At 69.5% G+C, this 22,249-nt stretch carries 19 protein-coding genes; 16 read left to right on the forward strand and 3 right to left on the reverse strand.

Annotation, left to right across the window (positions count from 1 at the left end; translation table 11 throughout):
• Window positions 1–33: 33 nt before the first annotated feature.
• Both AC4PMY_RS10155 and AC4PMY_RS10160 read left to right on the forward strand, forming a co-directional pair.
• Entirely contained in the window at window positions 34–852 is an 819-nt protein-coding gene (locus AC4PMY_RS10155) for an ABC transporter ATP-binding protein (protein WP_064294086.1), read from the forward strand.
• Window positions 849–1,628 (forward strand): ABC transporter ATP-binding protein, encoded by a 780-nt coding sequence (locus tag AC4PMY_RS10160; protein WP_079003721.1) that lies wholly within the window; start codon window positions 849–851, stop codon window positions 1,626–1,628. The genes AC4PMY_RS10155 and AC4PMY_RS10160 overlap by 4 nt, the downstream gene beginning before the upstream one ends.
• Before the next feature lie 94 nt (window positions 1,629–1,722).
• Here AC4PMY_RS10160 and AC4PMY_RS10165 read toward each other — a convergent pair whose 3' ends face one another.
• On the reverse strand, window positions 1,723–2,490 hold the full coding sequence (locus tag AC4PMY_RS10165; protein WP_491622614.1) for a DUF1353 domain-containing protein: 768 nt from the start codon (window positions 2,488–2,490) through the stop codon (window positions 1,723–1,725).
• 179 nt (window positions 2,491–2,669) lie between these two features.
• Between AC4PMY_RS10165 and AC4PMY_RS10170 the strand changes: the two genes are divergently transcribed.
• Together AC4PMY_RS10170 and AC4PMY_RS10175 are read left to right on the forward strand one after the other, a co-directional pair.
• The gene (locus tag AC4PMY_RS10170) at window positions 2,670–3,608 is read left to right on the forward strand and encodes a phosphodiesterase (protein ID WP_234994036.1); all 939 of its coding nucleotides are present in this window, start codon (window positions 2,670–2,672) and stop codon (window positions 3,606–3,608) included.
• Between the two features lie 149 nt (window positions 3,609–3,757).
• Complete coding sequence (locus tag AC4PMY_RS10175; protein WP_491622615.1) at window positions 3,758–4,837, forward strand: SDR family oxidoreductase; 1,080 nt, start codon at window positions 3,758–3,760, stop codon at window positions 4,835–4,837.
• Window positions 4,838–4,920: 83 nt separating this feature from the next.
• Here the strand turns inward: AC4PMY_RS10175 and AC4PMY_RS10180 are convergent, their stop codons facing one another.
• A complete protein-coding gene (locus AC4PMY_RS10180; RefSeq protein WP_369808441.1) occupies window positions 4,921–6,561 on the reverse strand; it encodes a stealth family protein in 1,641 nt (546 codons plus the stop codon).
• 188 nt (window positions 6,562–6,749) lie between these two features.
• Here AC4PMY_RS10180 and AC4PMY_RS10185 point away from each other — a divergent pair, with 188 nt between their 5' ends.
• The gene (locus tag AC4PMY_RS10185) at window positions 6,750–8,201 is read left to right on the forward strand and encodes a CCA tRNA nucleotidyltransferase (protein WP_491622616.1); all 1,452 of its coding nucleotides are present in this window, start codon (window positions 6,750–6,752) and stop codon (window positions 8,199–8,201) included.
• Between the two features lie 129 nt (window positions 8,202–8,330).
• Window positions 8,331–9,647: an ABC transporter substrate-binding protein gene (locus AC4PMY_RS10190; RefSeq protein ID WP_491622617.1), complete on the forward strand. Its 1,317-nt coding sequence runs from the start codon at window positions 8,331–8,333 to the stop codon at window positions 9,645–9,647.
• Window positions 9,648–9,712: 65 nt separating this feature from the next.
• On the opposite strand, the gene AC4PMY_RS10195 is transcribed toward AC4PMY_RS10190, so the two are convergent.
• Window positions 9,713–10,411 carry a GntR family transcriptional regulator gene (locus AC4PMY_RS10195; RefSeq protein ID WP_064294092.1) on the reverse strand — a complete coding sequence of 233 codons (699 nt, stop codon included), beginning with the start codon at window positions 10,409–10,411 and terminating at the stop codon, window positions 9,713–9,715.
• Between the two features lie 143 nt (window positions 10,412–10,554).
• Here AC4PMY_RS10195 and AC4PMY_RS10200 point away from each other — a divergent pair, with 143 nt between their 5' ends.
• The 10 genes from AC4PMY_RS10200 (at window position 10,555) to AC4PMY_RS10245 (ending at window position 22,236) form a co-directional block, all read left to right on the forward strand.
• Window positions 10,555–12,180 carry an ABC transporter substrate-binding protein gene (locus tag AC4PMY_RS10200; protein ID WP_064294093.1) on the forward strand — a complete coding sequence of 542 codons (1,626 nt, stop codon included), beginning with the start codon at window positions 10,555–10,557 and terminating at the stop codon, window positions 12,178–12,180.
• Between the two features lie 120 nt (window positions 12,181–12,300).
• Window positions 12,301–13,314, forward strand: a complete 1,014-nt coding sequence (locus tag AC4PMY_RS10205; RefSeq protein WP_064294094.1) for an ABC transporter ATP-binding protein — start codon at window positions 12,301–12,303, stop codon at window positions 13,312–13,314.
• A complete protein-coding gene (locus tag AC4PMY_RS10210) occupies window positions 13,311–14,378 on the forward strand; it encodes an ABC transporter ATP-binding protein (protein WP_064294095.1) in 1,068 nt (355 codons plus the stop codon). Before AC4PMY_RS10205 ends, AC4PMY_RS10210 begins: the two co-directional genes overlap by 4 nt.
• Window positions 14,375–15,307 carry an ABC transporter permease gene (locus AC4PMY_RS10215; protein ID WP_197478999.1) on the forward strand — a complete coding sequence of 311 codons (933 nt, stop codon included), beginning with the start codon at window positions 14,375–14,377 and terminating at the stop codon, window positions 15,305–15,307. The genes AC4PMY_RS10210 and AC4PMY_RS10215 overlap by 4 nt, the downstream gene beginning before the upstream one ends.
• A 3-nt stretch (window positions 15,308–15,310) precedes the next feature.
• The gene (locus AC4PMY_RS10220) at window positions 15,311–16,246 is read left to right on the forward strand and encodes an ABC transporter permease (RefSeq protein ID WP_071262055.1); all 936 of its coding nucleotides are present in this window, start codon (window positions 15,311–15,313) and stop codon (window positions 16,244–16,246) included.
• Window positions 16,247–16,318: 72 nt separating this feature from the next.
• A complete protein-coding gene (locus tag AC4PMY_RS10225; RefSeq protein WP_064294097.1) occupies window positions 16,319–17,485 on the forward strand; it encodes a Gfo/Idh/MocA family protein in 1,167 nt (388 codons plus the stop codon).
• Window positions 17,482–19,008, forward strand: a complete 1,527-nt coding sequence (locus AC4PMY_RS10230; RefSeq protein WP_491622618.1) for a TldD/PmbA family protein — start codon at window positions 17,482–17,484, stop codon at window positions 19,006–19,008. Before AC4PMY_RS10225 ends, AC4PMY_RS10230 begins: the two co-directional genes overlap by 4 nt.
• On the forward strand, window positions 19,005–20,444 hold the full coding sequence (locus AC4PMY_RS10235; protein WP_491622619.1) for a metallopeptidase TldD-related protein: 1,440 nt from the start codon (window positions 19,005–19,007) through the stop codon (window positions 20,442–20,444). Before AC4PMY_RS10230 ends, AC4PMY_RS10235 begins: the two co-directional genes overlap by 4 nt.
• Complete coding sequence (locus AC4PMY_RS10240; protein ID WP_491622620.1) at window positions 20,441–21,355, forward strand: DUF4438 family protein; 915 nt, start codon at window positions 20,441–20,443, stop codon at window positions 21,353–21,355. Before AC4PMY_RS10235 ends, AC4PMY_RS10240 begins: the two co-directional genes overlap by 4 nt.
• Complete coding sequence (locus AC4PMY_RS10245; RefSeq protein ID WP_491622621.1) at window positions 21,352–22,236, forward strand: DUF4438 family protein; 885 nt, start codon at window positions 21,352–21,354, stop codon at window positions 22,234–22,236. Before AC4PMY_RS10240 ends, AC4PMY_RS10245 begins: the two co-directional genes overlap by 4 nt.
• Window positions 22,237–22,249 lie beyond the last annotated feature (13 nt).

Consider the following 22,249-nt stretch of genomic DNA (forward strand, 5'->3'; position numbering starts at 1 on the left):
GCACGCGGTGCGAGCGACCCGAAAGGACGCGACATGACGCAGGCAGCAGGCGGTGGCGGCGGGATCGTCATCGAGGGGCTCACGCTCGGCTTCGGTCGCGGCGCCGCCACCAAACAGATCCTCCGCGGCATCGACCTCGAGGTCCCCGCCGGTCGCATCACCGGACTGGCCGGTGAGTCGGGGTCAGGCAAGACTATGACCGGGCTCGCGATCTGCGGGCTCCTGCCGGCCGGAGCGGACCTCGGCGGCAGCATCCGCTTCGACGGTACCGAGCTGGTGGGCCTCAAGCAGCGCACCATGAACCGGTACCGCGGCACGGAGATCGCGATGATCTTCCAGGACCCGACCGCGAGCCTGCACCCCATGCTCACGGTCGAGGCCCAACTCGTCGACCACTACCGGCACCACACGGGAGCCTCGAAGGCGGCCGCCCACGCGCGGGCGCTCGAGATGCTCGGTCTCGTCGCCGTCCCGAACCCGGAGGCGGCGTTGCGCAAGTACCCGCACCAGTTCTCGGGCGGACAGCTGCAGCGCATCGCGATCGCCTCGGCGCTCATGTGCGAGCCGTCCGTGCTCATCGCCGACGAACCGACCACGGCCCTCGACGTCACGGTCCAGGCCGGCATCCTCCGCCTGCTGCGGAAGCTGTGCGACGAGCTCGGGATCGCGATCATCCTCGTCACCCACGACCTCGGGGTAATGTCGGCGCTCGCCGACACGATCGCGGTCATGCGGCTCGGCGAGATCGTCGAGCACGGCAGCCGGTACCAGGTCATCACCGCTCCGCAGCACGAGTACACCAAGGCGCTCATCGACGCGCTGCCCGACACGGGAACGGAGGCTGCGTCATGACGCTGCTGCACCTCGACGACGTCCATGTGACGTACAAGCTGCCCGGTCGCGGCACGCTGAACGCGGTCGACGGCGTGAGCTTCGACCTCGAGCCGCGACAGGTGCTCGGCCTGGTGGGGGAGTCGGGCTGCGGCAAGTCGACCCTCGCACGAGCGGTCTGCGGGCTGGAACCGACCTCGGGTGGCGCGATCACGTTCAACGGGACGCCCATCGGCAAGCTGGGCCTCCGGAAGCGCGCGCCCGAACTGCTGCGGATCCAGATGGTCTTCCAGAATCCGTACGCGTCGCTGAACCCGCGCCGCACGGTCGGGAGTCAGATCGAGGACGGCCTCCGGGTCAACCCGGTGCGCGACGCGTGGGACGTCGGTCAGCTGCTCGAGCACGTCGAGCTCGACGCAGCCAGCCGCACCCGCTATCCGCACCAGTTCTCGGGCGGCCAGCGGCAGCGCATCGCGATCGCCCGGGCCATCGCGGCGGGCCCCGAGCTGCTCATCGGCGACGAGCCGATCGCGTCGCTCGACGCCTCCCTGCAGGCACGCGTGGCGAAGCTCATGCGGAAGCTGGCGGTCGAGACGGGCGCGGCGCTCCTCTTCATCAGCCACGACCTGTCCGTCGTGCGGGTCATCGCGGACGACGTGGCGGTCATGAGCGCCGGTCGCATCGTCGAACACGGTCCGGTCGACCGCGTCTGGTCCGACCCGCAGGACGCCTACACGCAGCGGCTGCTCGCGGCGATCCCGGTCGTCGACGGACTCGGCACCCTCCCCGGCGCCTGACCGGACCCCTGCTCCGTCCCTGTCTCAGGAGCGTCTCGGCGTGTCGGGTCCCCCGCGCTCGACACGCCGAGGCGTTCCTGAGACAGGGAACCGGTCAGCGGAGGGTCGGCGGGCCGACGGGGCCGGGGGAGTCGTCGATGAACGGACGGTCGATCGTCTCCCGGACGAGCAGTTCGAGGAGGCGGAACGCGCCGACCGCCGCGAGCTGGACGAGGAGGAGCGGCCCGAGGAGCGCACCGGCGTAGGGCAACCAGACGAGGAGTCTCCGTTCCTCCCGCCAGCACACGGCGAGGACCGCGGGTGCCATCGCGAGGCCGAGCCACCCGGGCGTCGGAGCGCCGAGCACGGGCGTGACGAGTCCGATCGTCGCGACCCAGACGGCCAGGACCCCGAGGACCGACTGCCCGATCAGCACGGCGGCGACGCCTGGAGCGTGCCTGACGTACCGCTCGACCGACACGACGGCCCACATGAGCCAGGCCCGGAGGAGCGGCACCCGCTGCTGGCGGAGTCCGACGCGGAACTGTCGGTCGTCCTCGAACCGCTGCTCGAGTGCCTGGTCCGCCGGGAGCCCCAGTGCGAGGAGCGCGCGGTGGTCGTGCACGACGGCCGGCGCGGACTGTCGGCCGTAGCTGCCGATGAAGCTCCACAGGACGCCCGGGACGGACGCGAGGTCGGTCCAGCCCTCCGCCCGGTCGCCGTCGTGCCCGTCGTCGGACGCCGGTGCCCACACGACGGGACCGTCAGGGGCGTGCTCCTGGAACCCGATCCGCCGCTCGAGTCGGAACCGGCGTCCGGCCGGGGGGATCTGCGCCAGATCGATCCGCTGCAGCGGCTGCTCATCGTCGTCGAGGTAGGGCATGCGGACATCCTCTCGCAGCCCACCGTCAGGTGTGAGTCCCCTGGATGTCGGCTTCTGACCTTGCTCACGAGTTTCCCGCGTCGTAGCGTGGCGTTCCGTCGCCGTTCAACCGAGTCTGGTCAGATGGTCAAACAGCTGCGATGCGGTTCGGAGAGCATCGCTCGAACGAGAGTTGTCACGTGAGTCTTCGCACGGCCGAGTACCCGAGGCCCGATCACTTCCTGCTCCATGTGAGCGACACGCACCTCCTCGCCGGCGGGGGGAGCCTCTACGACAGTGTCGACAGCGAGACGCACCTGCGTCGACTGTTCGCCGAGTTCGAGGCATCCGGCGGTCGGCCTGAAGCGATCGTCTTCACGGGCGACCTCGCCGACAAGGGCGAACCCGACGCGTACGACCGCATCCGCTCCATCGTCGAGCCGGTCGCCGAGCGCCTCGGATCGCAGATCATCTGGGTGATGGGCAACCACGACGACCGCCAGGCGTTCCGGGCCGGGCTGTTCGGTGAGGTGCCGACCACCCGACCGGTCGACCGCGTCTACGACGTCAACGGCCTCCGCGTCATCACCCTCGACTCGAGCGTCCCCGGGCACCACCACGGTGAGGTGTCGGACGAGCAGCTCGACTGGCTCGCCGAGGAACTCTCGACCAAGGCGCCCCACGGCACGATCCTCGCGATGCACCACCCGCCCGTCCCGAGCGTGCTCGACCTCGCCGTGAGCGTCGAGCTGCGCGACCAGGCGAAGCTCGCCGAGGTGCTCGAGGGGTCCGACGTCCGGAGCATCATCGCCGGGCACCTGCACTACTCGTCGACCGCGACCTTCGCGGGTATCCCGGTGTCGGTCGCGTCGGCCACGTGCTACACGCAGGACCTCAACGTGCCCGTCGGCGGCACGCGTGGTCGCGACGGCGCGCGGGCGTTCAACCTCGTCCACGTCTACGGCAAGACGGTCCTGCACTCGGTGGTGCCCCTGGGGGAGACCCCGCCGCTGCACTACATCGACGCCGAGGAGAGTGCGCGCCTGCTCGCTCGCGACGGCATCGAGCTGCCCGTGTCGGACACGGTGCCGGTGCAGCCGGAGCCGCCGCTGACGATGCCGATCGGCGTCCTCGTCTGACGACGACCGATCCCTGAGCTTGCTTCGGGTCCCTCAGCTTGCTTCGGGTCCCTGAGCTTGTCGAAGGGCCGCGCCCGGGCAGGGTACCGCACCCCGGCGGGTCCGCCGTCCCGGGAGCCTCCCCGGTCGGACGCGCCTATCGTGGACGGATGACCTCCCCAGAAGCACCTCGCACCGCACTCGTCGTCGGCGCCAGCGGCATCACCGGTTCCGCGATCGTGTCGCAGCTCCTCGAGGACGGCGGCTGGCGGATCCTCGCCCTCTCTCGCCGCGCGCCCGCGGCCCACCCGCAGGTCGAACACGTCGCGGCCGACCTCCGGGACGCGGACGACCTCGCGCACGCCCTCGGCGGCACCGGTGTCACCCACGTCTTCTTCACCGCCTGGTCGCGTCAGGACACCGAGGCCGAGAACATCCGGGTCAACGGCGGCATGGTCCGCGACCTGCTCGCCGCCCTCGCCGCCGAGCCCGTTCAGCACGTCGCCCTGGTCACCGGCCTCAAGCACTACCTCGGCCCGTTCGAGGCCTACGCGGCGGGGGAGATGCCCGACACCCCGTTCCACGAGGACGAGGACCGACTCGACACGCCCAACTTCTACTACGAGCAGGAGGACGAGCTCTTCGCCGCGGCTGCGCGAGCGGGCTTCACCTGGTCGGTGCACCGTTCCCACACCGTGATCGGACATGCGGTGGGCAACGCGATGAACATGGCGTCCACGCTCGCGGTGCAGGCGGCGCTCTGCAAGCGACTCGACCGACCGTTCGTGTTCCCCGGTTCCGAGACCCAGTGGAACGGCCTCACCGACATGACCGACGCCGGACTCCTCGCCGAGCAGATGCTGTGGGCGGCGACTTCACCGGCCGGTGCGGACGAGGCGTTCAACATCGTCAACGGCGACGTCTTCCGCTGGCGCTGGATGTGGCCGCGACTGGCGGCGTACCTCGGCGTCGAGCCGGAGGGTTTCGACACCGCGCCGCGTCCGCTCGAGCAGCAGATGGCGGGCGTCGAGGGCACCTGGGCCGAGGTGGTGGCCGAACACGGTCTCGTCGAGGCCGACCTCTCCCGCGTGGCGTCGTGGTGGCACACCGACGGCGACCTCGGCCGGGACATCGAGGTCGTCACCGACATGAGCAAGAGTCGACTCGCCGGCTTCACCGGCTACCGGCGGACGCTGGACGCCTTCACCGCGATCTTCGACCGACTCCGCGCAGAGCGCATCGTCCCGTAGCGGTCCCTGAGTTCAACTCCGGTCCCTGAGCACCCCTCCGGTCCCTGCGCTCCACTTCGGTCCCTGAGCCTGTCGAAGGGCGGTCAGCTGAGCTTGGCGGGCTCGATCTCGAGCGCGTTCGGCACGGCGGCTTCGCGCTCCCACGGCGCCGGGAACGGGAAGTACCGCTCGAGGAAGTCGATCACGGCGGTGGTGCGCTGCTCCACCGAGATCTCCGGCCGGCTGCCGTCGTTCAGGCAGAACATGTCCTGGTCGCGTCGCTTGAGGAGTCGCTCCATCTGCCCGAGCGACTGTTTGAGCGTCGTCTCGATGTAGCGGACCTTCGCCTGGGTCTGCTGGACCGCGCGACCCGTCATGAGGCCGTAGTAGTGGTAGAAGGAGTTGGTCACCGAGATGTTGTCGGCCGCGCGGAAGGCGCTGTGGGCGGTCGCGCGGAACTCCTCGGCGAACTCCCGCTCCATCTCCGCCATGATGCTCCGGCGGAGGGGGGCGGCGCAGTGCTCGAGATGGCGGGTGGTGACGCGTCCGAAGCGCTCGTGCAGGAGCCGACGGTTCACGCGGGCCGCGTTCTCGAAGCCGCTGCGCGAGGGGTCGTTCGCCCCGAGGCCGATACGGGTGGTCGCCTCCACGAACTTGCTGATGCCGCCCGGTGAGAAGAACAGTTCGGGACTGATCGGTCGGCCGAGGAACATGTCGTCGTTGGAGTAGAGGAAGTGCTCCGACAGCCCCTCGATGCGGTGGAGCTGGCTCTCGACGGCCATGGAGTTGTGCGTCGGCAGAGCGTCGAGATCGCCGAAGAACTCCTCGCTGCGCACGATGGTGACCTTCGGATGTTCCGCCAGCCATTCGGGCGCGGGGGAGTCGGTCGCGATGAAGATGCGTCGGATCCACGGGGCGAAGGTGTGCACGCTGCGGAGGGCGTACTTGAGCTCGTTGATCTGGCGGAAGCGGGCGTCGGAGTCGTCGCCGTCGCCGACGACGTAGCTCTGCATCCGCTTGGCGCGGGCGCGCTGGAACTCCTCGGAGGAGCCGTCCACCCACGAGAAGACGAGGTCGATGTCGAAGGTGACGTCGCTTGCGAGCGCGCCGAACATGTGCTCGAGCGTCCGCCAGCTGCGGCCGTAGCGTTCGACGGTCGTCTCGACGGCCTCCGTCCGCGGCATGTACGTCCGCATGAGGACGTTCTCCACGGGCGCGGTGATCTCCTCGTCGCCGAAGCGCCAGAGTTCGAGCTGCAGGGCGGTCTCCATGCCGTAGCGGAGGCGGCCGAGCGGTTCGATGCGCGGCCGGTACAGCCGGAACACCTCGGCCTTGCGGGCACCGGTGAGCAGGCCATCGGAGAGGAGGTGCGGATCGCCGGCCGGCTTCACCGTCGACATGCGTGCTTTGAGCGGCACGCTGTAGAAGGGCTCGTCGGCGAACGCCTCCGCGAGTGCGGTCTGCAGGCGCTTGCGCAGGGAGCGGTCGACGACGATGACCGGGCGGTCGTGCTCGCCCCGGATGAGGAGGTACTCGATCTCGGCCGCATCGAGCACGTCGGCGACGGCGAGCAGGTCCTCCACCATCGACTGCTGTGGGGTCAGGTGACCGTTGATCAGGGTGTAGACGCCCTTGCGCTGCACGACGTCCGGTCGGTCGAAGCGCTGGGACCGTGAACTTCCGGTCACGAGGACGAGTTCAGGGGCGGTGGTGAACGGGAGTTCCGGCGGAATCGGGTCCTTCACGGTACTGGTGAAGGCCGTCGGTGCCTGAGTGCCGACGGTTGGCCGCTGGTCGTCGAGTTCGTTCGTGATCGTGTCCGCCTCTGGTCTGCTGGGGAGTGGGTTCCTCGTTATTGTACGGCCGTCGCCCAGGAGCGCTCGCGGCTTGACGGCGACGGGGTCGCGGGCGGCGTCCGGGTACGATTGACCCCATGGTGAGCGTGGCGGAATCCTTGGTGCGCCTGCAGGACCTGGCCTCGTCGCCCGTGGTCGCTCGGGTGGCGTCGGCGTTCGCCGAAGCCGGGTACGAACTGGCCCTCGTCGGCGGACCGGTCCGCGATGCGATGCTCGGTCGCACGGTGAGTGACCTCGACTTCACGTCGAACGCCTCGCCCGACCAGATCCTCGCGGTCCTCAAGCCGATGGCGAGCGCCTGGTGGGACGTCGGCCGCGACTTCGGCACGATCGGTGCGAAGGTCACCGTCACCGACGACGACGGCGTCGAGCACGCCGACACGGTCGAGATCACCACCTATCGGGCCGATGCCTACGACGGCGTGACCCGCAAGCCGGTCGTCGCGTTCGGTGACACCCTCGAAGACGACCTGCGTCGGCGCGACTTCACCGTCAACTCGATGGCGCTCCGCATCCCCGAGATCACCCTCGTCGACCCCTCCGGCGGCGTCGAGGACCTCGTCGCCCACCTGCTGCGGACGCCGAGCTCGCCCGAGGTGTCCTTCGGCGACGACCCGTTGCGCATGCTCCGGGCCGCGCGGTTCGCTTCGCAACTCGGCTTCCGGCCTGCCGACGACGTGATCGAGGCGATACAGGAGCGTCGCGAGACCATCTCGATCGTGAGCCCCGAGCGCGTCCAGGCCGAGCTCGGCAAACTGCTCGCGACCGACCACCCGCGCGCGGGCCTCGAGCTGCTCGTCGACACCGGCATCGCCGACCTCGTGCTGCCCGAGCTGCCGGCACTCCGGCTGGAGCCCGACGAGCACCATCACCACAAGGACGTCTACCAGCACTCGCTCACCGTGCTCGAGCAGGCGATCGGCTACGAGCACTCGAGGCACCCCGGTGAGGCGCCCGACCTCGTCCTGCGTTGGGCCGCGCTGCTCCACGACATCGGCAAGCCCGCGACGAAGAAGACCGGCCCAGGCGCAGCCGTCACCTTCTACCACCACGACCTCGTGGGTGCGAAGCTGGCCAAGAAGCGCCTCACCGCGCTCCGGTACGACGGCGACACGATCAAGAGCGTCGCGCGGCTCGTCGAACTGCACATGCGGTTCTTCGGCTACTCGGAGGGCGTGTGGGCCGACTCCGCGGTGCGGCGCTACGTCCGCGACGCCGGTCCGCTGCTCGAGCGACTGCACATGCTCGTCCGTGCCGATGTCACGACCCGCAACCGGCGCAAGGCCGACCGCCTCGGCTTCGCCTACGACGACCTCGAGCAGCGCATCGTCGAGCTCCAGGAGCAGGAGGAGCTCGAGTCCGTCCGGCCCGACCTCGACGGCAACCGCATCCAGGAGGTGCTGGGCATCGCACCCGGTCGCGAGGTCGGCGAGGCGTACCGCTGGCTGCTGGAACTGCGTCTCGACGAGGGCCCGCTCGGCGAAGAGGAGGCGACGCGTCGCCTCCTCGACTGGTGGTCCTCCCGGTGACGCCCCCACCTGCCCGCGAACTGTCACGAACGCACAGTCCGACGGCGTCACACTGACCGTTTCTGACAGCTCGCGGGCGTTCAGACTGAACTGCTAGCCTCCCTGAGGTTCACGGAATGAAGGATTCTCATGCTCAAGAGACACGCCGCCCTCGCGATCGCGGCCGCCTCCGCCCTGATGCTGAGCGGTTGCGCCGCCGGATCCACGGAGCGCACGACGGTCACCGTGCGTGTCTGGGATGCCGCCGTCGCCGACGCCTATGAGACCTCGTTCGCCGCCTTCGAGCGCGAGAACCCCGACATCCGCGTCCGCGTCGACGTCGTCGAGTGGGCGGACTACTGGACGAAGCTCCGCACCGACGTCGCGGCGGACAGCGCTCCAGACGTCTTCTGGTTGAACAACTCCTACCTCGCCGGGTACGCGGACAGCGGGAGCGTGCTCGACGTCGGGCAGACGCTCGGCAAGGACGCCTCGAAGGACTGGGCACCGAGCGTGGTCAGCCAGTTCACCCGGAACGACAAGCTCTGGGCCGTCCCGCAGCTGTCCGACGCCGGTATCGCGGTCTACTACAACGCCGACCTCCTCGACGCGGCCGGCTTGAAGCCCGCCGAGCTCGGGGAGGCGACCTGGTCGCCCGATGCGACGAAGGACACGTTCCTGCCCTTGGCGAAGAAGCTGACGAAGGACGCGGCCGGGGTCTCGGCCGACCAGCCCGGCTTCAACCCCGCGGCGCCCGCGACCTACGGCACCGGCCTCGGGTACGACCTGCAGGCCGTGCTGCTGCCGTTCATCGGCTCGAACGGCGGGAAGTACCAGGACGGCGACGACTTCGCGTTCAACGACCCGAAGACGAGCGAGTCCGTGAGCTACCTCGTGAACGCGATCAACGGCGCCAAGGTCGCCCCGCCGGCCGCCTCCACGAACGCCGACGGTGACTTCGCCCGCGACGCCTTCATCCAGGGCAAGGTCGCGATGTTCCAGTCGGGGCTCTACAGCCTGAAGGCCGTGCACGACGGCGCCGACTTCCGCTGGGGTGTCGCCGAGCTCCCGGCCGGCCCCGCGGGCAAGGTCAGCGTCACGAACGGGATCGCCGCAGCGGGCAACGCGGCCACCAAGCACCCCGACCAGGTGAAGAAGGTGCTCGCCTGGCTGGGCAGTTCCGAGGGCAACGCGCCCGTCGGTGCATCCGGCTCGGCGGTCCCGGCCGTCACCGCCGCTCAGCAGCAGTACTTCGACTACTGGAAGGGCCAGGACGTCGACGTTCAGCCCTTCTTCGACGTGATCGCCGACGACGCGAAGACCATCGCACCGCCGACGGGTGCCGGGTATGCGAAGGGACTCGCCGCCTACGACCCGATCTTCAAGGAGATCTTCGCCGGCACGACGCCCGTCGCCGACGGCCTCAAGAAGGCGCAGGAGGCGGCCAACGCCGCCATCAACGACTGAGTGGGCACCCGGCCGGGTGCACGTCGAGCGCTGCCGAGTCCTGACGGGTCACCGCGCCCGAGGGCTCACACCGGTTCGACGACCGCTCCGTCGCTCGCAGCAGCGCGGGCGTCTCCGGCCAGTCGTTCGCTGACCCGCCCGTACCCGGAACCGATGTGCCGCTCGATGGTCTCGTCGATCGCACCCGAACGCCGTTCGACGAGCAGGTCGAGGAGTTCGGTGTGCTCCTGCACGATGATGCTGTGGTAGTCGTCCACCTTCACGCGCCGGGTGAGCAGGAAGAGCGCGACCTGCCACTTGATGGCCTGCCAGGCGGTGTAGAGCCGTGAGTGGTCGGCCAGGAGGAACACCTGGTCGTGGAAGTCGATGTCGAGTCGGACGAGCTTCGCCTTCTGGTCCGTCTCCACGGCGACACGCATCTCCTCGATGATCGCGCGCATGGCCGCGACCTCGTCGTCGCCGGTGCGTTCGATCGCACGCGACCAGGCGAGCCGTTCGAGGGCGGTGCGGAGCGTGGACAACTCGAGGAAGTCCTGTGGTGACAGCGTGACGACAGACGCTCCCTTGTACGGCAGCGACACGACGAGCCCCTCCTGCTCGAGGTGGAGGAGGGCTTCTCGCACCGGGGCGCGGCTGACGCCGAGGGTGGTCGACAGATTGACCTCGCTGAGACGTTCACCTTGGACGAGGCGACCCTCGAGGATCGCCTCCCGCAGCTCGTTGACCGCGGCTCCTGTCAAGCCGGTTCGTTCGAGAGTTTCCATGCCCGAATCCTAGCTCAAACGAATCGTTGTTGTCGATTGTCGACAGTGTGCAGTCTGTGATATCGTCCACCAACAGCACACGAACGTTCCGTCGGCGGCTCGCTTCCTCAGGAGGTCCGGCACAACCCTGACAGGAGAACTCAGTGAAGAAATCACTGCGAGGCGCGCTGCTCGGAGCAGCGCTCGCGGTCGCTCTGACGGCGTGCAGCGCTGGCGGTGCCGGCGGCGGCAGCACCTCCGCCACTGGTGGCGACCCCAAGTACGGCGGCACGATCACCACCGCCGCGGCGTCCGACCCCGAGACCTTCGACCCGGCCGTCTGCACGGGAGCGACGTGCTGGAACATGATGCGGATGATGTTCGACCGCATGTACGACTACGACCGCGACACCAGCGAGCTGAAGCTCCAGGCGGCCGAGTCGTTCCCGGAGGTCAGCGACGACGGACTCACCTACACGATGAAGCTCAAGGAGGGACTCACCTTCAGCAACGGCGACCCGCTCACGGCCAAGGACGTCGCCTACTCCTACGCCCGGGTCCTCGACCCCGCGACGAAGGCGGGTCTCGCCGAGTTCTGGCGCGGTATCGCCGGCGCCGAGGAGTACGCGGCGAACCCGACCGGACTCCCGACCGGCATCGAGGTCGTAGACGATCAGACCCTGAAGATCACGCTGACGACGCCCAACTCCTCGTTCAAGTACATCCTCGCCATGCCCGCGGGCTCGATCATCCCCGAGGGCAGCGGCGGCACCGTCGCGACCGAGCCCGTCGGCTCCGGGCCGTTCACGTTGAACACCTTCAGTGCGGGCAAGGAGATCACGCTCGACCGCAACCCCGACTATTGGGATTCCCCGCGTCCGTACGCCGACCACATCCGCATGATCCTCGGCGTCGACCCCGACAACCAGGTGCTCATGCTGCAGAAGGGCGACATCGACCTGATGGGCAGCCCGATCCCGCCAGCCAAGTTCATCCAGGTGACCTCGGACCCGAAGCTCAAGGATCAGCTCGTCGAGATCGAGAAGCCGAGCACCTACTACCTCACGATGAACGTCAACACCGCCCCCTTCGACAACCCGAAGGTGCGTGAGGCCGTCTCCCTCGCCTTCGACCGAAAGGCGCTGCTCAAGCTCGTCAACGGCCAGGGCTCTGCGGCGACCGAGTTCATCCCACCGAAGGTCCTCGGCTACACGGGCGACGAGATGACCCACGAACAGGACGTCGAGAAGGCCAAGCAGCTGCTGGCGGAGGCCGGGTTCGCGGACGGCATCACGACCGACATGTACGCCTGGAACGTCCCGCCCTTCTCGGCCCTGGCGCCGCAGATGCAGCAGGACCTCAAGGCCATCGGCATCGACGTCAACCTCCAGACGCTGGCCCCGAACACCTTCAGCGAGTTGGCGGGAGCCGGCAAGGCGCCGCTCGCCCTCACCTTCTGGGTGGCCGACTACCCCGAGGGCTCGGACTTCCTGCAGGCGCTCATGTCGTGCGCCTCGGCGGTCCCGCAGGGCCACAACTACGCGTACTACTGCAACCCGGAGATGGACGACCTCGTCGCCCAGGCGCTCGCCGAGACCGACCCGGATGCGGCGACCGCGAAGTACGAGGAGGCGTCGAAGCTCATGCTCGCCGACAACCCGATCGTGCCGCTGTACTTCGGTACCAAGACCGAGCTCCACAGCACCGGCATCGAGGGGTACTTCCCGCAGCCGATCTGGGGCTGGGACATGGCCGAGTACTGGAAGTCAGACGGCACCGCCAAGCGGTAGCCACCGGATACGCATCACCCGGCGCACCGGCGCGCCACCCGCATCACCGCACCACGGAACCCGAACCGCGGGTGGTCCCTCGACGGACCACCCGCGGCGCCCCCACCGAAAGGACGCGACATGAGTGCGCTGCTCGACGTCTCCAACCTCGTGGTCGACTTCCCGACCTCCTCGGGGGACCCCTTCCACGCCGTCGACGGCGTCTCATTCCAGGTGTCCGCGGGTGAGCGCGTCGGCATCGTCGGGGAGTCGGGTTCCGGCAAGTCCCTGACGTCGCAGGCCGTGATGCGGCTCGTGTCGGACCCCGGTGTGATCGCCGGCGGATCGGTGCGGTTCGGCGGGGAGGACGTCCTCGCCTACTCCGACCGGGCGCTGCAGCAGTGGCGCGGTTCGCAGGTCGCGATGGTCTTCCAGGACCCGATGTCGAGCCTCAACCCGCTCATGCGGGTCGGCCGGCAGATCACGGAGTCGCTCGAGACGCACCTGGGCATGGGCCGCGTCGCCGCTCGCGCCCGCGCCGTCGACCTGCTGCGCCGGGTCGGGATCCCCGACGCGGAGGCGCGCATGAACGACTTCCCCGGGGCGTTCTCCGGCGGGATGCGGCAGCGCGTCTGCATCGCCATCGCGACCGCCTGCTCACCGAAGCTGCTGATCGCGGACGAGCCGACCACGGCGCTCGACGTGACTGTGCAGGCCCAGGTGCTCGACCTGCTCGACGACATGGTCTCCGAGCAGGATACGGGCGTCATCCTCATCAGCCACGACCTCGGTGTCATCTCCAGCTTCTGCGACCGCATCCTCGTCATGTACGCGGGGCGCATCGTGGAGGAGGGCACGGCCGAGCAGATCGTCGGCGACCCGCAGCACCCGTACACGCACGCGCTGCTCGGCTCCATCCTCAAGTTGTCCGAGCCGATCCCGCCGCGGCTCCGCACCATCTCCGGGGCGCCACCGACGGCCGGCCGTCGGCCGAGCGGGTGCGCGTTCGCGCCGCGTTGCCCAGCGGCCGTCGACGCGTGTCTGACGAACGACCCGGCGCTCGTCCAGGCGCCGCTCGGCGGTGTCGGGCAGCGGGTCGCGTGCGGCGTCGTCGCACCGGAGGCCTTCGTGGTCGAGCAGGAGTCGGCCGCATGAGCCGGCTCGACGGTTCGGACCTCGTCAACGGTCCCAGCAGCCGCTCGCGGGCCGGCGAGGCGCTGCTCGAGGTGCGGGACCTCGAGGTCACGTTCCGCCGCTCCGGTGGTATCGGTCGACGGGCGTCCCGCGTCCCCGCCGTGCAGGGCGTCAGTTTCCAGCTCCGTGCCGGCGAGACCCTCGGCATCGCCGGCGAGTCGGGCTCCGGGAAGAGCACCATCGCCAGGACGCTCATGGGCATCAACCAGGCCTCCGCCGGCAGCATGCGGCTGAACGGTGAGAACGTGGGAGCGCTGCGAGGACGTCGGCTCGCGGAGTACCGCCGCACGATGCAGATGATCTTCCAAGACCCCTACGACTCGCTCGACCCGCGGATGAAGGTGGGGGAGACCCTGCTCGAGGCGATCTCGCTCCGGACCACCAAGCCGACCGACCCGAAGCGGGCGGTCGAGGGCATCCTCGACCAGGTGGGCCTATCGCGGAGCTTCATCGATCGGCGTCCGCGCGAGCTGTCCGGCGGACAGCGGCAACGCGTGTCGATCGCTCGCGCGCTCTGCGTCGATCCGCGCCTCATCCTCTGCGACGAGGCCGTCTCCGCGCTCGACGTCTCGGTCCGGGCGCAAGTGCTCAATCTGCTCAAGGACCTGCAGGAGGAGCTCGGTCTCGCGTACCTCTTCATCTCGCACGATCTGTCCACCCTCCGATTCATGGCGGACCACGTCGGCATCATGTACCTCGGACGTCTGGTCGAGATCGGGACGCGCGACGAGATCTTCGAGAACCCGCAGCATCCGTACACGAGAGCCCTGCTGTCGGCGGTGCCGGAGCCGATCGTCCGCGATCGCTCGACCCGCCTGCCGCGCGTCCGTCTCACGGGCGAACCGCCGAGCGCCGCGAACCCGCCGAGCGGGTGCAGCTTCCACCCGCGGTGTCCGATGGCCCAGGAGGTCTGCCGGACCGTCGCCCCGCCGCTGCGGACCACGACATCGGGGCAGGACGCGGCGTGCCACTTCGCGGATCCCGTCCTGGTCCCGGAACCCGCTCGGATCGGAGCCGACGCATGAGTGAAGCGCTGCCTCCCGTCATCGGCCAGGGTGTCGACCTGGCGGCGACCGACGATGACCGACCGATGCGCGCCCGCGAGGTGCTGCGCAGTCTCCGACGCGACCCCGCGGCGTTCGTGTCGCTCATCGTGCTGCTCCTCATCGCGCTCATCGCGGTGCTGGCTCCGCTCATCACGCCCCACGACCCGTTGCAGACCTACAACGACATCGGACTCGGGCCGCAGGGGCAGCCGCTCCCGCCCGGGACGCCCGGGTTCCTCCTGGGGACCGATGCGCTCGGTCGCGACGTGCTCTCGCGGCTCATCTCGGGCACGCAGGTGTCCCTCGTGATCGGGATCGTGGCCAACGGACTCGCGACCATCGTCGGGGTGACGGTCGGGGTGATCGCCGGCTACTTCGGCGGCATCGTCGAGGCGGTGCTCATGCGCATCACCGACGTCGTCATCTCCTTCCCGATCCTGCTGCTCTGCACCGCCCTCATCGCGGTCACGACCCGGAGCACCACGAACGTCATCATCGTCATCGCCCTCATCTACTGGACGACGCTCGCCCGCATCATCCGCGGCATGGTGATCTCCCTGAAGCACCGCGAGTTCGTCGTTGCGACCAGGACGCTCGGTGTCGGGCACCTCCGCATCATGTGGAAGCACATCATCCCGCACCTGCTGCCGGCGATCATCGTGTACGCCACGCTCGGCGTCGCCTCCTCGATCCTCATCGAGAGCGCCCTGTCGTTCCTCGGCATCGGCGTCCCGATCCCACAGGCCTCGTGGGGGCAGATGATCTCCGACGGGAGCACCTACTTCCAGATCGCCCCCTGGATGCTCTTCATCCCCGGCATCTGCCTGATCGTGACGGTGATGGCGTTCAACCTCGTCGGCGACTGGTTGTCCGAGATGCTCGACTCAGCTGCACCGATGGCGAGGTAGACCGTGTTCTGGTGGCTTGCACGACGACTCGGCCAGATGGCCCTCGTCCTCTTCGGGGTGGTCAGCCTCGCGTTCCTCCTCGTCTACGCCGTCCCCGCGGACCCGGCGGCGACCCTCGCCGGGCCGAACGCGAGTGCCGAGACGATCGCATCCATCCGCGCACAGCTCGGCCTCGACGCCCCGCTGTGGGAGCAGTACCTCGGGTTCATCGGCCGGCTCCTGAGCGGCGATCTCGGCACCTCGTACGTCCTGCGGGAGACGAGTGTGTTCGAGCGGATCGTCTCCGCTCTGCCGACGACGGTCCTCGTGGCGATCGGCGGGCTCGTCTGGCAGATCATCCTCGGTGTCCCGGCCGGCATCTACGCCGCCTACCGTCGCGGTGGTTGGGTCGACCGCACGGTGACCTTCGTCTCGCTGATCGGACTGTCGGCGCCGTCGTTCTGGCTCGGCCTGCTCCTCATCTACTACTTCGCGTTCAGTTGGGGACTGTTCCCGCTCAATGGGCTCGGTGACCCGATCATCTGGTACCTCGTGCTCCCGACCTTCACGCTCGGGTCGGGCGGCGGTGCCTGGTACGCCCGCATGACGCGGACGAACATGATCGAGACGCTCGACTCGCCGTTCGTCCGGATGGCCAGGGCGAAGGGCATGCCCGAGCGGACCATCCTCTGGCGCCACTGCTTCCGGCACGTCGCGATCCCGCTCGTCACGATGATCGGACTCGACTTCGGATACTTCCTCGGAGGCGTCGTGATCGTCGAGACCGTGTTCGGACTGAACGGCATCGGCCGGCTCGCCTTCGACGCGATCTCCAACCTCGACACCCCGATGATCGTCGGCACCGTGCTCTTCTCGGCCCTCTTCATCGTGGTCGTCAACTTCATCGTCGACCTCCTCTACTCCGTCATCGACCCACGCGTCCGCCTGCAGCGCGCGTGACCTGAACCTCCGACCGATCCCACCACCGTCCGCGCATCGCACGATGCCGGCACCCGCAGAAGGAGAACCACCATGTCCGAGTCCGATCGCAAGCTCCGAGTCGCCGTCGTCGGTGCCGGCCGCTGGGCCGTCCGCTCCCACATCCCCGGCTGGCAGCGCGACCCGCGTGTCGAGGTCGTCGCGCTCGCCGAGATCGACGAGGAGGCGCTCGCGTCGGCGGCCGCGGAGTTCGGCGTCGAGCGTGCCGTGACCGACTACCGCGAACTGATCGACGACCCCGACATCGACGTCATCGACGTCGCGACCGGCAACGCCATGCACTTCGAGATCTCCATGGCGGCCATCGCGGCGGGCAAGCACGTCCTCTGCGAGAAGCCCGTGAACAGCGACTACACCGAGACCCGGCGCGCCGCGGCGCTCGCCGCCGAGCGTGGTGTCAAGACGAAGCTGGGCTTCACCTTCCGCTTCGCCCCCGCCATCCAGTACGCGAAGCACCTCATCGACCAGGGGTTCATCGGCGAGCCCTACATCTTCAACGGCTACGAGCAGAACAGTCAGTGGATCGATCCGAAGACGCCGCTGCGTCAGGTGGACCCGGACGCGGACCCCGAGGTCATCGCCGTCTCCTCCATCGAGGGCTACGGCGCGCCGATCATCGACATCATGCACTGGTGGCTCGACGCCCCCATGACGAGCGTCGTCGGGACGATGCGCAACTTCGTCCCGGAGCGGATGGTCCGCGACACGGGCGCGATGCAGCGGATGAACATCGACGACGGCGACATGTGGATCGCCGAGTTCGAGCAGGGCCGTCTGGCGTCGATCCAGTCGTCCTACGTCACCGTCGGCAACTTCCCCGGCATCGAGGCCCGCATCTACGGTTCGGAGGGCGCGATCATCGTCCGCCTCGTCGAGGAGGCGGGTATCTGCCAGACGATCAAGGTCGCGAAGAAGGACCAGGTCGAATTCGAGGAGCTCGAGATCCCCCAGGAGTTCTTCCCCGAGGGTGGGGCATCCACCGAGCCCTGGCCGTTCCTCTTCTACTCGAACCTCTGCAAGGACTTCGCCACCGAGATCCTCTCCGGTGAGGACTTCAACCAGGGCAACTTCGACCAGGGCGCGCTCGTCCAGGAGACGATCAACGCGTTCGAGCTGTCCTTCCGCACCCGCGCCTGGTGCGACTTCCCTCTCGCGCTCGCCCCGTCGGACGCGAACGACGCCGAGGCGGCCCGCGCGTGACGAGCGCCGACACGGTCGCGCCGCTCGCCGCGGTGGACGCCGCGGCCCACGCCTGGGGTGAACTCGCGGACGACCGGACCGCGGCGACCATGCTCACCAGGGTGCTCGCCGCCCTGGACGTCCCGGGGGTCGGCTACGCCGATGCGCGACTCGTCGAGGCCGAGGAGGTGCGTCTCTACTCCACCCTCGAGTCCGGTCTGGACGAGCGGATCGAGCACAACCTCGGCGTCGGTGTCCGGGTGCTGTTCAACGGCAGTTGGGGGTTCGCCTCCGTGCCGATCGACGACGCAGACGACCTCACGCTCGCCGCGCACCGGGCTCTCGCCAACGCGCGGAACGCCGACCGCGTGTCCGACGCGTACCGCACCGAGCTGCCACCGATGCCGGCGGTGAGCGGTCGGTACGCGACCGACGTCGTACTCGACCCCTTCGCGGTGTCGGCGTCGACGCGGCAGGCGCTGCTCGGCGACATCCTGAGCGCGGCCAGCGCGCCCGTCGAAGTCGTCATGGCGCAGGCCGGTCTGAATGCGAAACGGCAGCATCGGCACTTCGCCAACACCGAGGGGTCGATGCAGCACCAGCACCTCATCGAGAGCGGGGCCATGGCGCTCGTGAACGCGGTCGGCAACGGCACGATGCAGCGTCGATCCTTCCCGAACTCGTTCCACGGCAACACCGCGCAGGCGGGATGGGAGTACGTGGAGGGGCTCCGGATGGTCGAGGAGGCCGACCGGATCGGACGCGAGGCCGTCGAACTGCTGACCGCGCCGCTCGCGCCGCAGGGCACGGCCGACGTCATCATCGGGCCCGCCCAGATGGCGCTGCAGATCCACGAGTCGACGGGTCACGCCCTGGAACTCGACCGGATCCTCGGTGACGAGGCGAACTACGCCGGCACCTCCTTCATCGGACCCGATGCGGTCGGAACGCTCCGTTACGGCTCGGAGGCCGTCAACATCACCTCCGACCCGACGGTGCCCGGTACCCGCGGCTCCTTCGCCTTCGACGACGAGGGTGTCCCGGCCTCCCGGCAGCCGCTCATCTCCGAGGGGATCATCCGCAACTTCCTCTCCACTCGGGACTCCGCGGCCAGGATCGGCGTCCCGTCGATCGGCGCCGCCCGCTCGGACGGCTGGGGCTACACGCCCGTGTGCTTCGCGACGAACGTGTTCCTTGAGCCTGGCAGCGGGTCGACCGAGGAACTCCAGGAGCGGCTCGGGAACGGCTACTACATCGACGACAACCGCAGCTGGTCGATCGACGAGCGTCGACACAACTTCCAGTTCGGCACCGAGGTCGCCTACGAGGTGAAGGACGGCGTCCGAGGCCGTCTGCTCCGCGGCTTCTCCTACGGCGGCACGACGCCCGAGTTCTGGCAGTCCGTCGAGGCGGTCGCCGGGCCGGAGGAGTTCAAGGCCTTCGGCATGCCCTGCGGCAAGGGCGAACCCAAGCAATGGGGCTTCCTCGGGCACGGCGCCTCGCCGACGCTCGTGCGGAACCTTCGGATCGGAGTGGACCGATGAGCGACACCGACAGCACGACCACGACCGCCTTCGAGCCCGTCGTCGGCGGCGAGCGAGCCGCCGAGGCGCTCGAGGCAGCCCTCCGCGACGCCCCGGCCGACCGGATCGAGGCGTTCCTCACCGGGCGGCGCGGCGACTTCACCCGCTTCGCCGGTCGCCGGGTGCATCAGAGTCAGGCCATCGACGAGGTGCAGATCATGGTCCGCGCCGAGGTCGACGGGCGGGCGTCGCTCGCCGCGGCCAGCTCGATCTCCGGGCTCGGCCGGGCGGTCGCGAACGCCAGCGCCGCCGCGCGCGAACAGGCCAGACAGGGGCTCCCCGCCGCGCCACCGCGAGCCGAACCGGGCCCTGTCGACGAGCCGGTCGTGTCCGGTCGCACCGCGTCCGGCGCCCTGCTCTGGGGCGAGGACACGGCGGCCTGGGACGTCGGCGAGCACGTCGCCCTCGCCGACCGGGCGATGGCGGAGGCCGATCGCGCCGGTGGTGTGGCCGCAGGCATGTTCGGCCGGGCGGTCACGGAGGTCGCCTTCCACGACCGCGAGCGCGGGACCTCCCGGTACGCCGCGGCGACCGAGGCGCAGGGTTCCCTCACCGTCCGCATCGACGACGGTTCCTCCCACTGGAAGGACCTCTCCCGGTCGTCGGACCGCCTGCTGGCGGCGGAGTCCGTCGAGCGGACGCTCTCGGAGGCGTCCGCCACCCGGGGTCGCGCCCCGCTCGCCCCCGGCGAGTACGACGTCGTGCTCGGGGCGCTCGCCGCCGGAGAGTTCCTCGACTTCTTCGGCGCCTTCGGGTTCACGGGCGGAGCCCTCGCCTCGGGATTCGGCACGGCCGCGACCCGCGCCGGGGAGCAGGCGGCCTCGTCGCTCGTCTCGGTGCACGACGACGCGACGGCCGACCTCGGACTGCCGTTCCCGTTCGATTTCCAGGGCACCACGAAGCGCGACGTCCCGTTCCTCGACCGCGGACGGGTCGCGGAGGTCGTCACCGACCGGGAGACCGCCTTCGCGCTCGGGACCGCGTCGAGCGGCAACTTCCACATCGCTCGCGAGGAGGCTCCGCACGCCATCCCGATGAACGTCATCCTCCGCGCGGCCGACACGACCGAGCTCGACCTCATCGCGGGCGTCGAGCGCGGGGTGTACCTGCAGCGCTTCTGGTACACGCGCACCGTCGATCCGGTCCGCTCCACGATCACGGGGGTCACGCGCGACGCGTGCTTCCTCATCGAGAACGGTCGCATCACGCGGCCGGTCGAGTCGCAGCGCTTCACGGTGAGCGTGCTCGACAGTCTCGCGCGGGTCGACGGCGTCGGATCGGTCTCACTGAGCCAGCCGCTCATGAACGTGTTCAACGGTGCCGCGACCGCGCCACCACTCCGCATCCGCGGCTTCGCCCTCGGCACAGCCCCGGCCCCGAAGGGAGCGACGGCATGAGCCTCAGGACCAACGAGGACCGCCTGGTCACGCAGATTCTCACCGGAGAGGTCTGGCCACCCCAGGCCGACCGGCACGGCTACCGGGTCGACCCCGACGGCCACCCCTTCATCCTGCCCGGCATGGGCGGGGTCACGATGGGTGCGCACGTCGGAGAGGCCGCCACGGGGCACGCGAGCGACCATCTCGAACCCGGCCTGTCGATCCGGCACGCGGGCGCCGAGGCGAACGCCGCGCTGCAGTTCCTCAGCTGCGTGGGCAACATCGTGACGGTGCGCTCCGGTCCTGCCACCGGCGCCGAGGGGGTCGTCATCGGGCAGCACGCCTACGTCCTCGCGGACTTCGCGGACGGCGCACTCCGCCAGGTGACGACCGGCGACGCCGTGAGCGTGGAGGCCCGCGGGCAGGGCCTGCGCCTCCTCGACCACCCGGAGATCCGGGTGAAGAACCTCGACCCACGACTGCTGCCGCACCTGCCGTTCTCAACGGCGGCCGACGGCACGCTCGAGGTCGGCGTGGCCATGCGCGCCCCGGCCGAGGCGGCCGGCGCCGGTGGCGGCATGCTCTCCGAGTTCGCCAACACCGACCTCATGGGCGCTTACCCGGGCCTCAGCGAGGACCTGTCGCTCGGCCTCGAGTCCCTCCGCATCGGCGACATCGTCGTCCTCGAGGACCAGGACCACTCCTACGGACGCGGCTACCGGCCCGGCTGGATCACGATCGGGGTCATCTCCACCGGCGAGTGCCGCCTCTTCGGGCACGGACCAGGGCCCTCAACCCTGCTGTCGGGACCCGCGTCGGCGTTCACCGTCCTCGACGATCCTGCGGCGAACCTCGCCACTGCGCTCACCGCGATGGGCCGGGCGACGAGCACCTCCACCCCCACGACCGCGACGGAGACGACCGTATGAGCTCGATCATCGCCAACAACCTGCTCGGCTTCGTCGAGCACGCCGGCCTCACCCCGATGGTGTCGTACCGGATCGACCGCGACGGGCACCCCTACGTGCCGGTCGGCGACGGCGGTGTCGTGCTCGGCGTGCACCTGGGGGACTCGGTGTTCGCGACCGACACGGACCACGCGGCACCCGGCGTCACCCTCGTGCACCCGGACCCGGGATCGCGCTTCGGCCTGACGTCGTTCGCGTGCGTCGGCAACCGCGCCACGGTGCGATCCGGCGTGGCGACCGGCGCGACGGGTTCCGTCGTCGGCAAGCGCGGCGAGGCCGGCAGGGTCATCGTGTCGTTCGACGACGAGACCATGGCGGCGCTCCTGCCCGGAGACCGCATCGCCGTGCACGCGATGGGGCAGGGGTACGAACGCGCCGACCTACCGGAGGAGATCGTCCTGCTGAACATCGACCCCGCACTGCTCGACGCCCTCCCCGTGACGGTCGACGCGGGTGTCGCGACCGTGGACGTGGTCGGGGTCCTCCCCGGCAAGGTGGCCGGGAACGGGATCGGCCGGCCGGCGCACCAGTGGGACGTCGATCTCGCCGTCACCCCGGACTCGCCGGAACTCGACGGCATCGACATGCGCCTCGGCGACCTGTTCGCCGTCGAGCACCTCGACGTCCGCCACAACATGGGGTTCCGCCGCGATTGGATCACCGTCGGGATCGTCGTCCACGGAGGCTCGCCCATGCCAGGGCATGGACCGGGATTCCTGCCGATCGCCTGCGGACCCCGTCGGGTCCTGCAGCCCCGCACGGTATCGGCGGAGGCGTCTGGCGACCGCCCCGCGCTGACGGCCGAGCGGCTCGCCGCGGTCGACCCCTGGCCGACCGCCTGACACCGCGCGCACC

The sequence above is a fragment of the Plantibacter sp. MDV22-iso1 genome (assembly GCF_058408345.1).

Bases quoted from the DNA above. Each gene is read 5' to 3' on its own strand.
- AC4PMY_RS10155 (WP_064294086.1), top strand. From the start codon at position 34: ATGACGCAGGCAGCAGGCGGTGGCGGCGGGATCGTCATCGAGGGGCTC.
- AC4PMY_RS10160 (WP_079003721.1), top strand. From the start codon at position 849: ATGACGCTGCTGCACCTCGACGACGTCCATGTGACGTACAAGCTGCCC.
- AC4PMY_RS10165 (WP_491622614.1), bottom strand. From the start codon at position 2,490: ATGCCCTACCTCGACGACGATGAGCAGCCGCTGCAGCGGATCGATCTG.
- AC4PMY_RS10175 (WP_491622615.1), top strand. From the start codon at position 3,758: ATGACCTCCCCAGAAGCACCTCGCACCGCACTCGTCGTCGGCGCCAGC.
- AC4PMY_RS10185 (WP_491622616.1), top strand. From the start codon at position 6,750: ATGGTGAGCGTGGCGGAATCCTTGGTGCGCCTGCAGGACCTGGCCTCG.
- AC4PMY_RS10190 (WP_491622617.1), top strand. From the start codon at position 8,331: ATGCTCAAGAGACACGCCGCCCTCGCGATCGCGGCCGCCTCCGCCCTG.
- AC4PMY_RS10195 (WP_064294092.1), bottom strand. From the start codon at position 10,411: ATGGAAACTCTCGAACGAACCGGCTTGACAGGAGCCGCGGTCAACGAG.
- AC4PMY_RS10205 (WP_064294094.1), top strand. From the start codon at position 12,301: ATGAGTGCGCTGCTCGACGTCTCCAACCTCGTGGTCGACTTCCCGACC.
- AC4PMY_RS10210 (WP_064294095.1), top strand. From the start codon at position 13,311: ATGAGCCGGCTCGACGGTTCGGACCTCGTCAACGGTCCCAGCAGCCGC.
- AC4PMY_RS10215 (WP_197478999.1), top strand. From the start codon at position 14,375: ATGAGTGAAGCGCTGCCTCCCGTCATCGGCCAGGGTGTCGACCTGGCG.
- AC4PMY_RS10225 (WP_064294097.1), top strand. From the start codon at position 16,319: ATGTCCGAGTCCGATCGCAAGCTCCGAGTCGCCGTCGTCGGTGCCGGC.
- AC4PMY_RS10235 (WP_491622619.1), top strand. From the start codon at position 19,005: ATGAGCGACACCGACAGCACGACCACGACCGCCTTCGAGCCCGTCGTC.
- AC4PMY_RS10240 (WP_491622620.1), top strand. From the start codon at position 20,441: ATGAGCCTCAGGACCAACGAGGACCGCCTGGTCACGCAGATTCTCACC.
- AC4PMY_RS10245 (WP_491622621.1), top strand. From the start codon at position 21,352: ATGAGCTCGATCATCGCCAACAACCTGCTCGGCTTCGTCGAGCACGCC.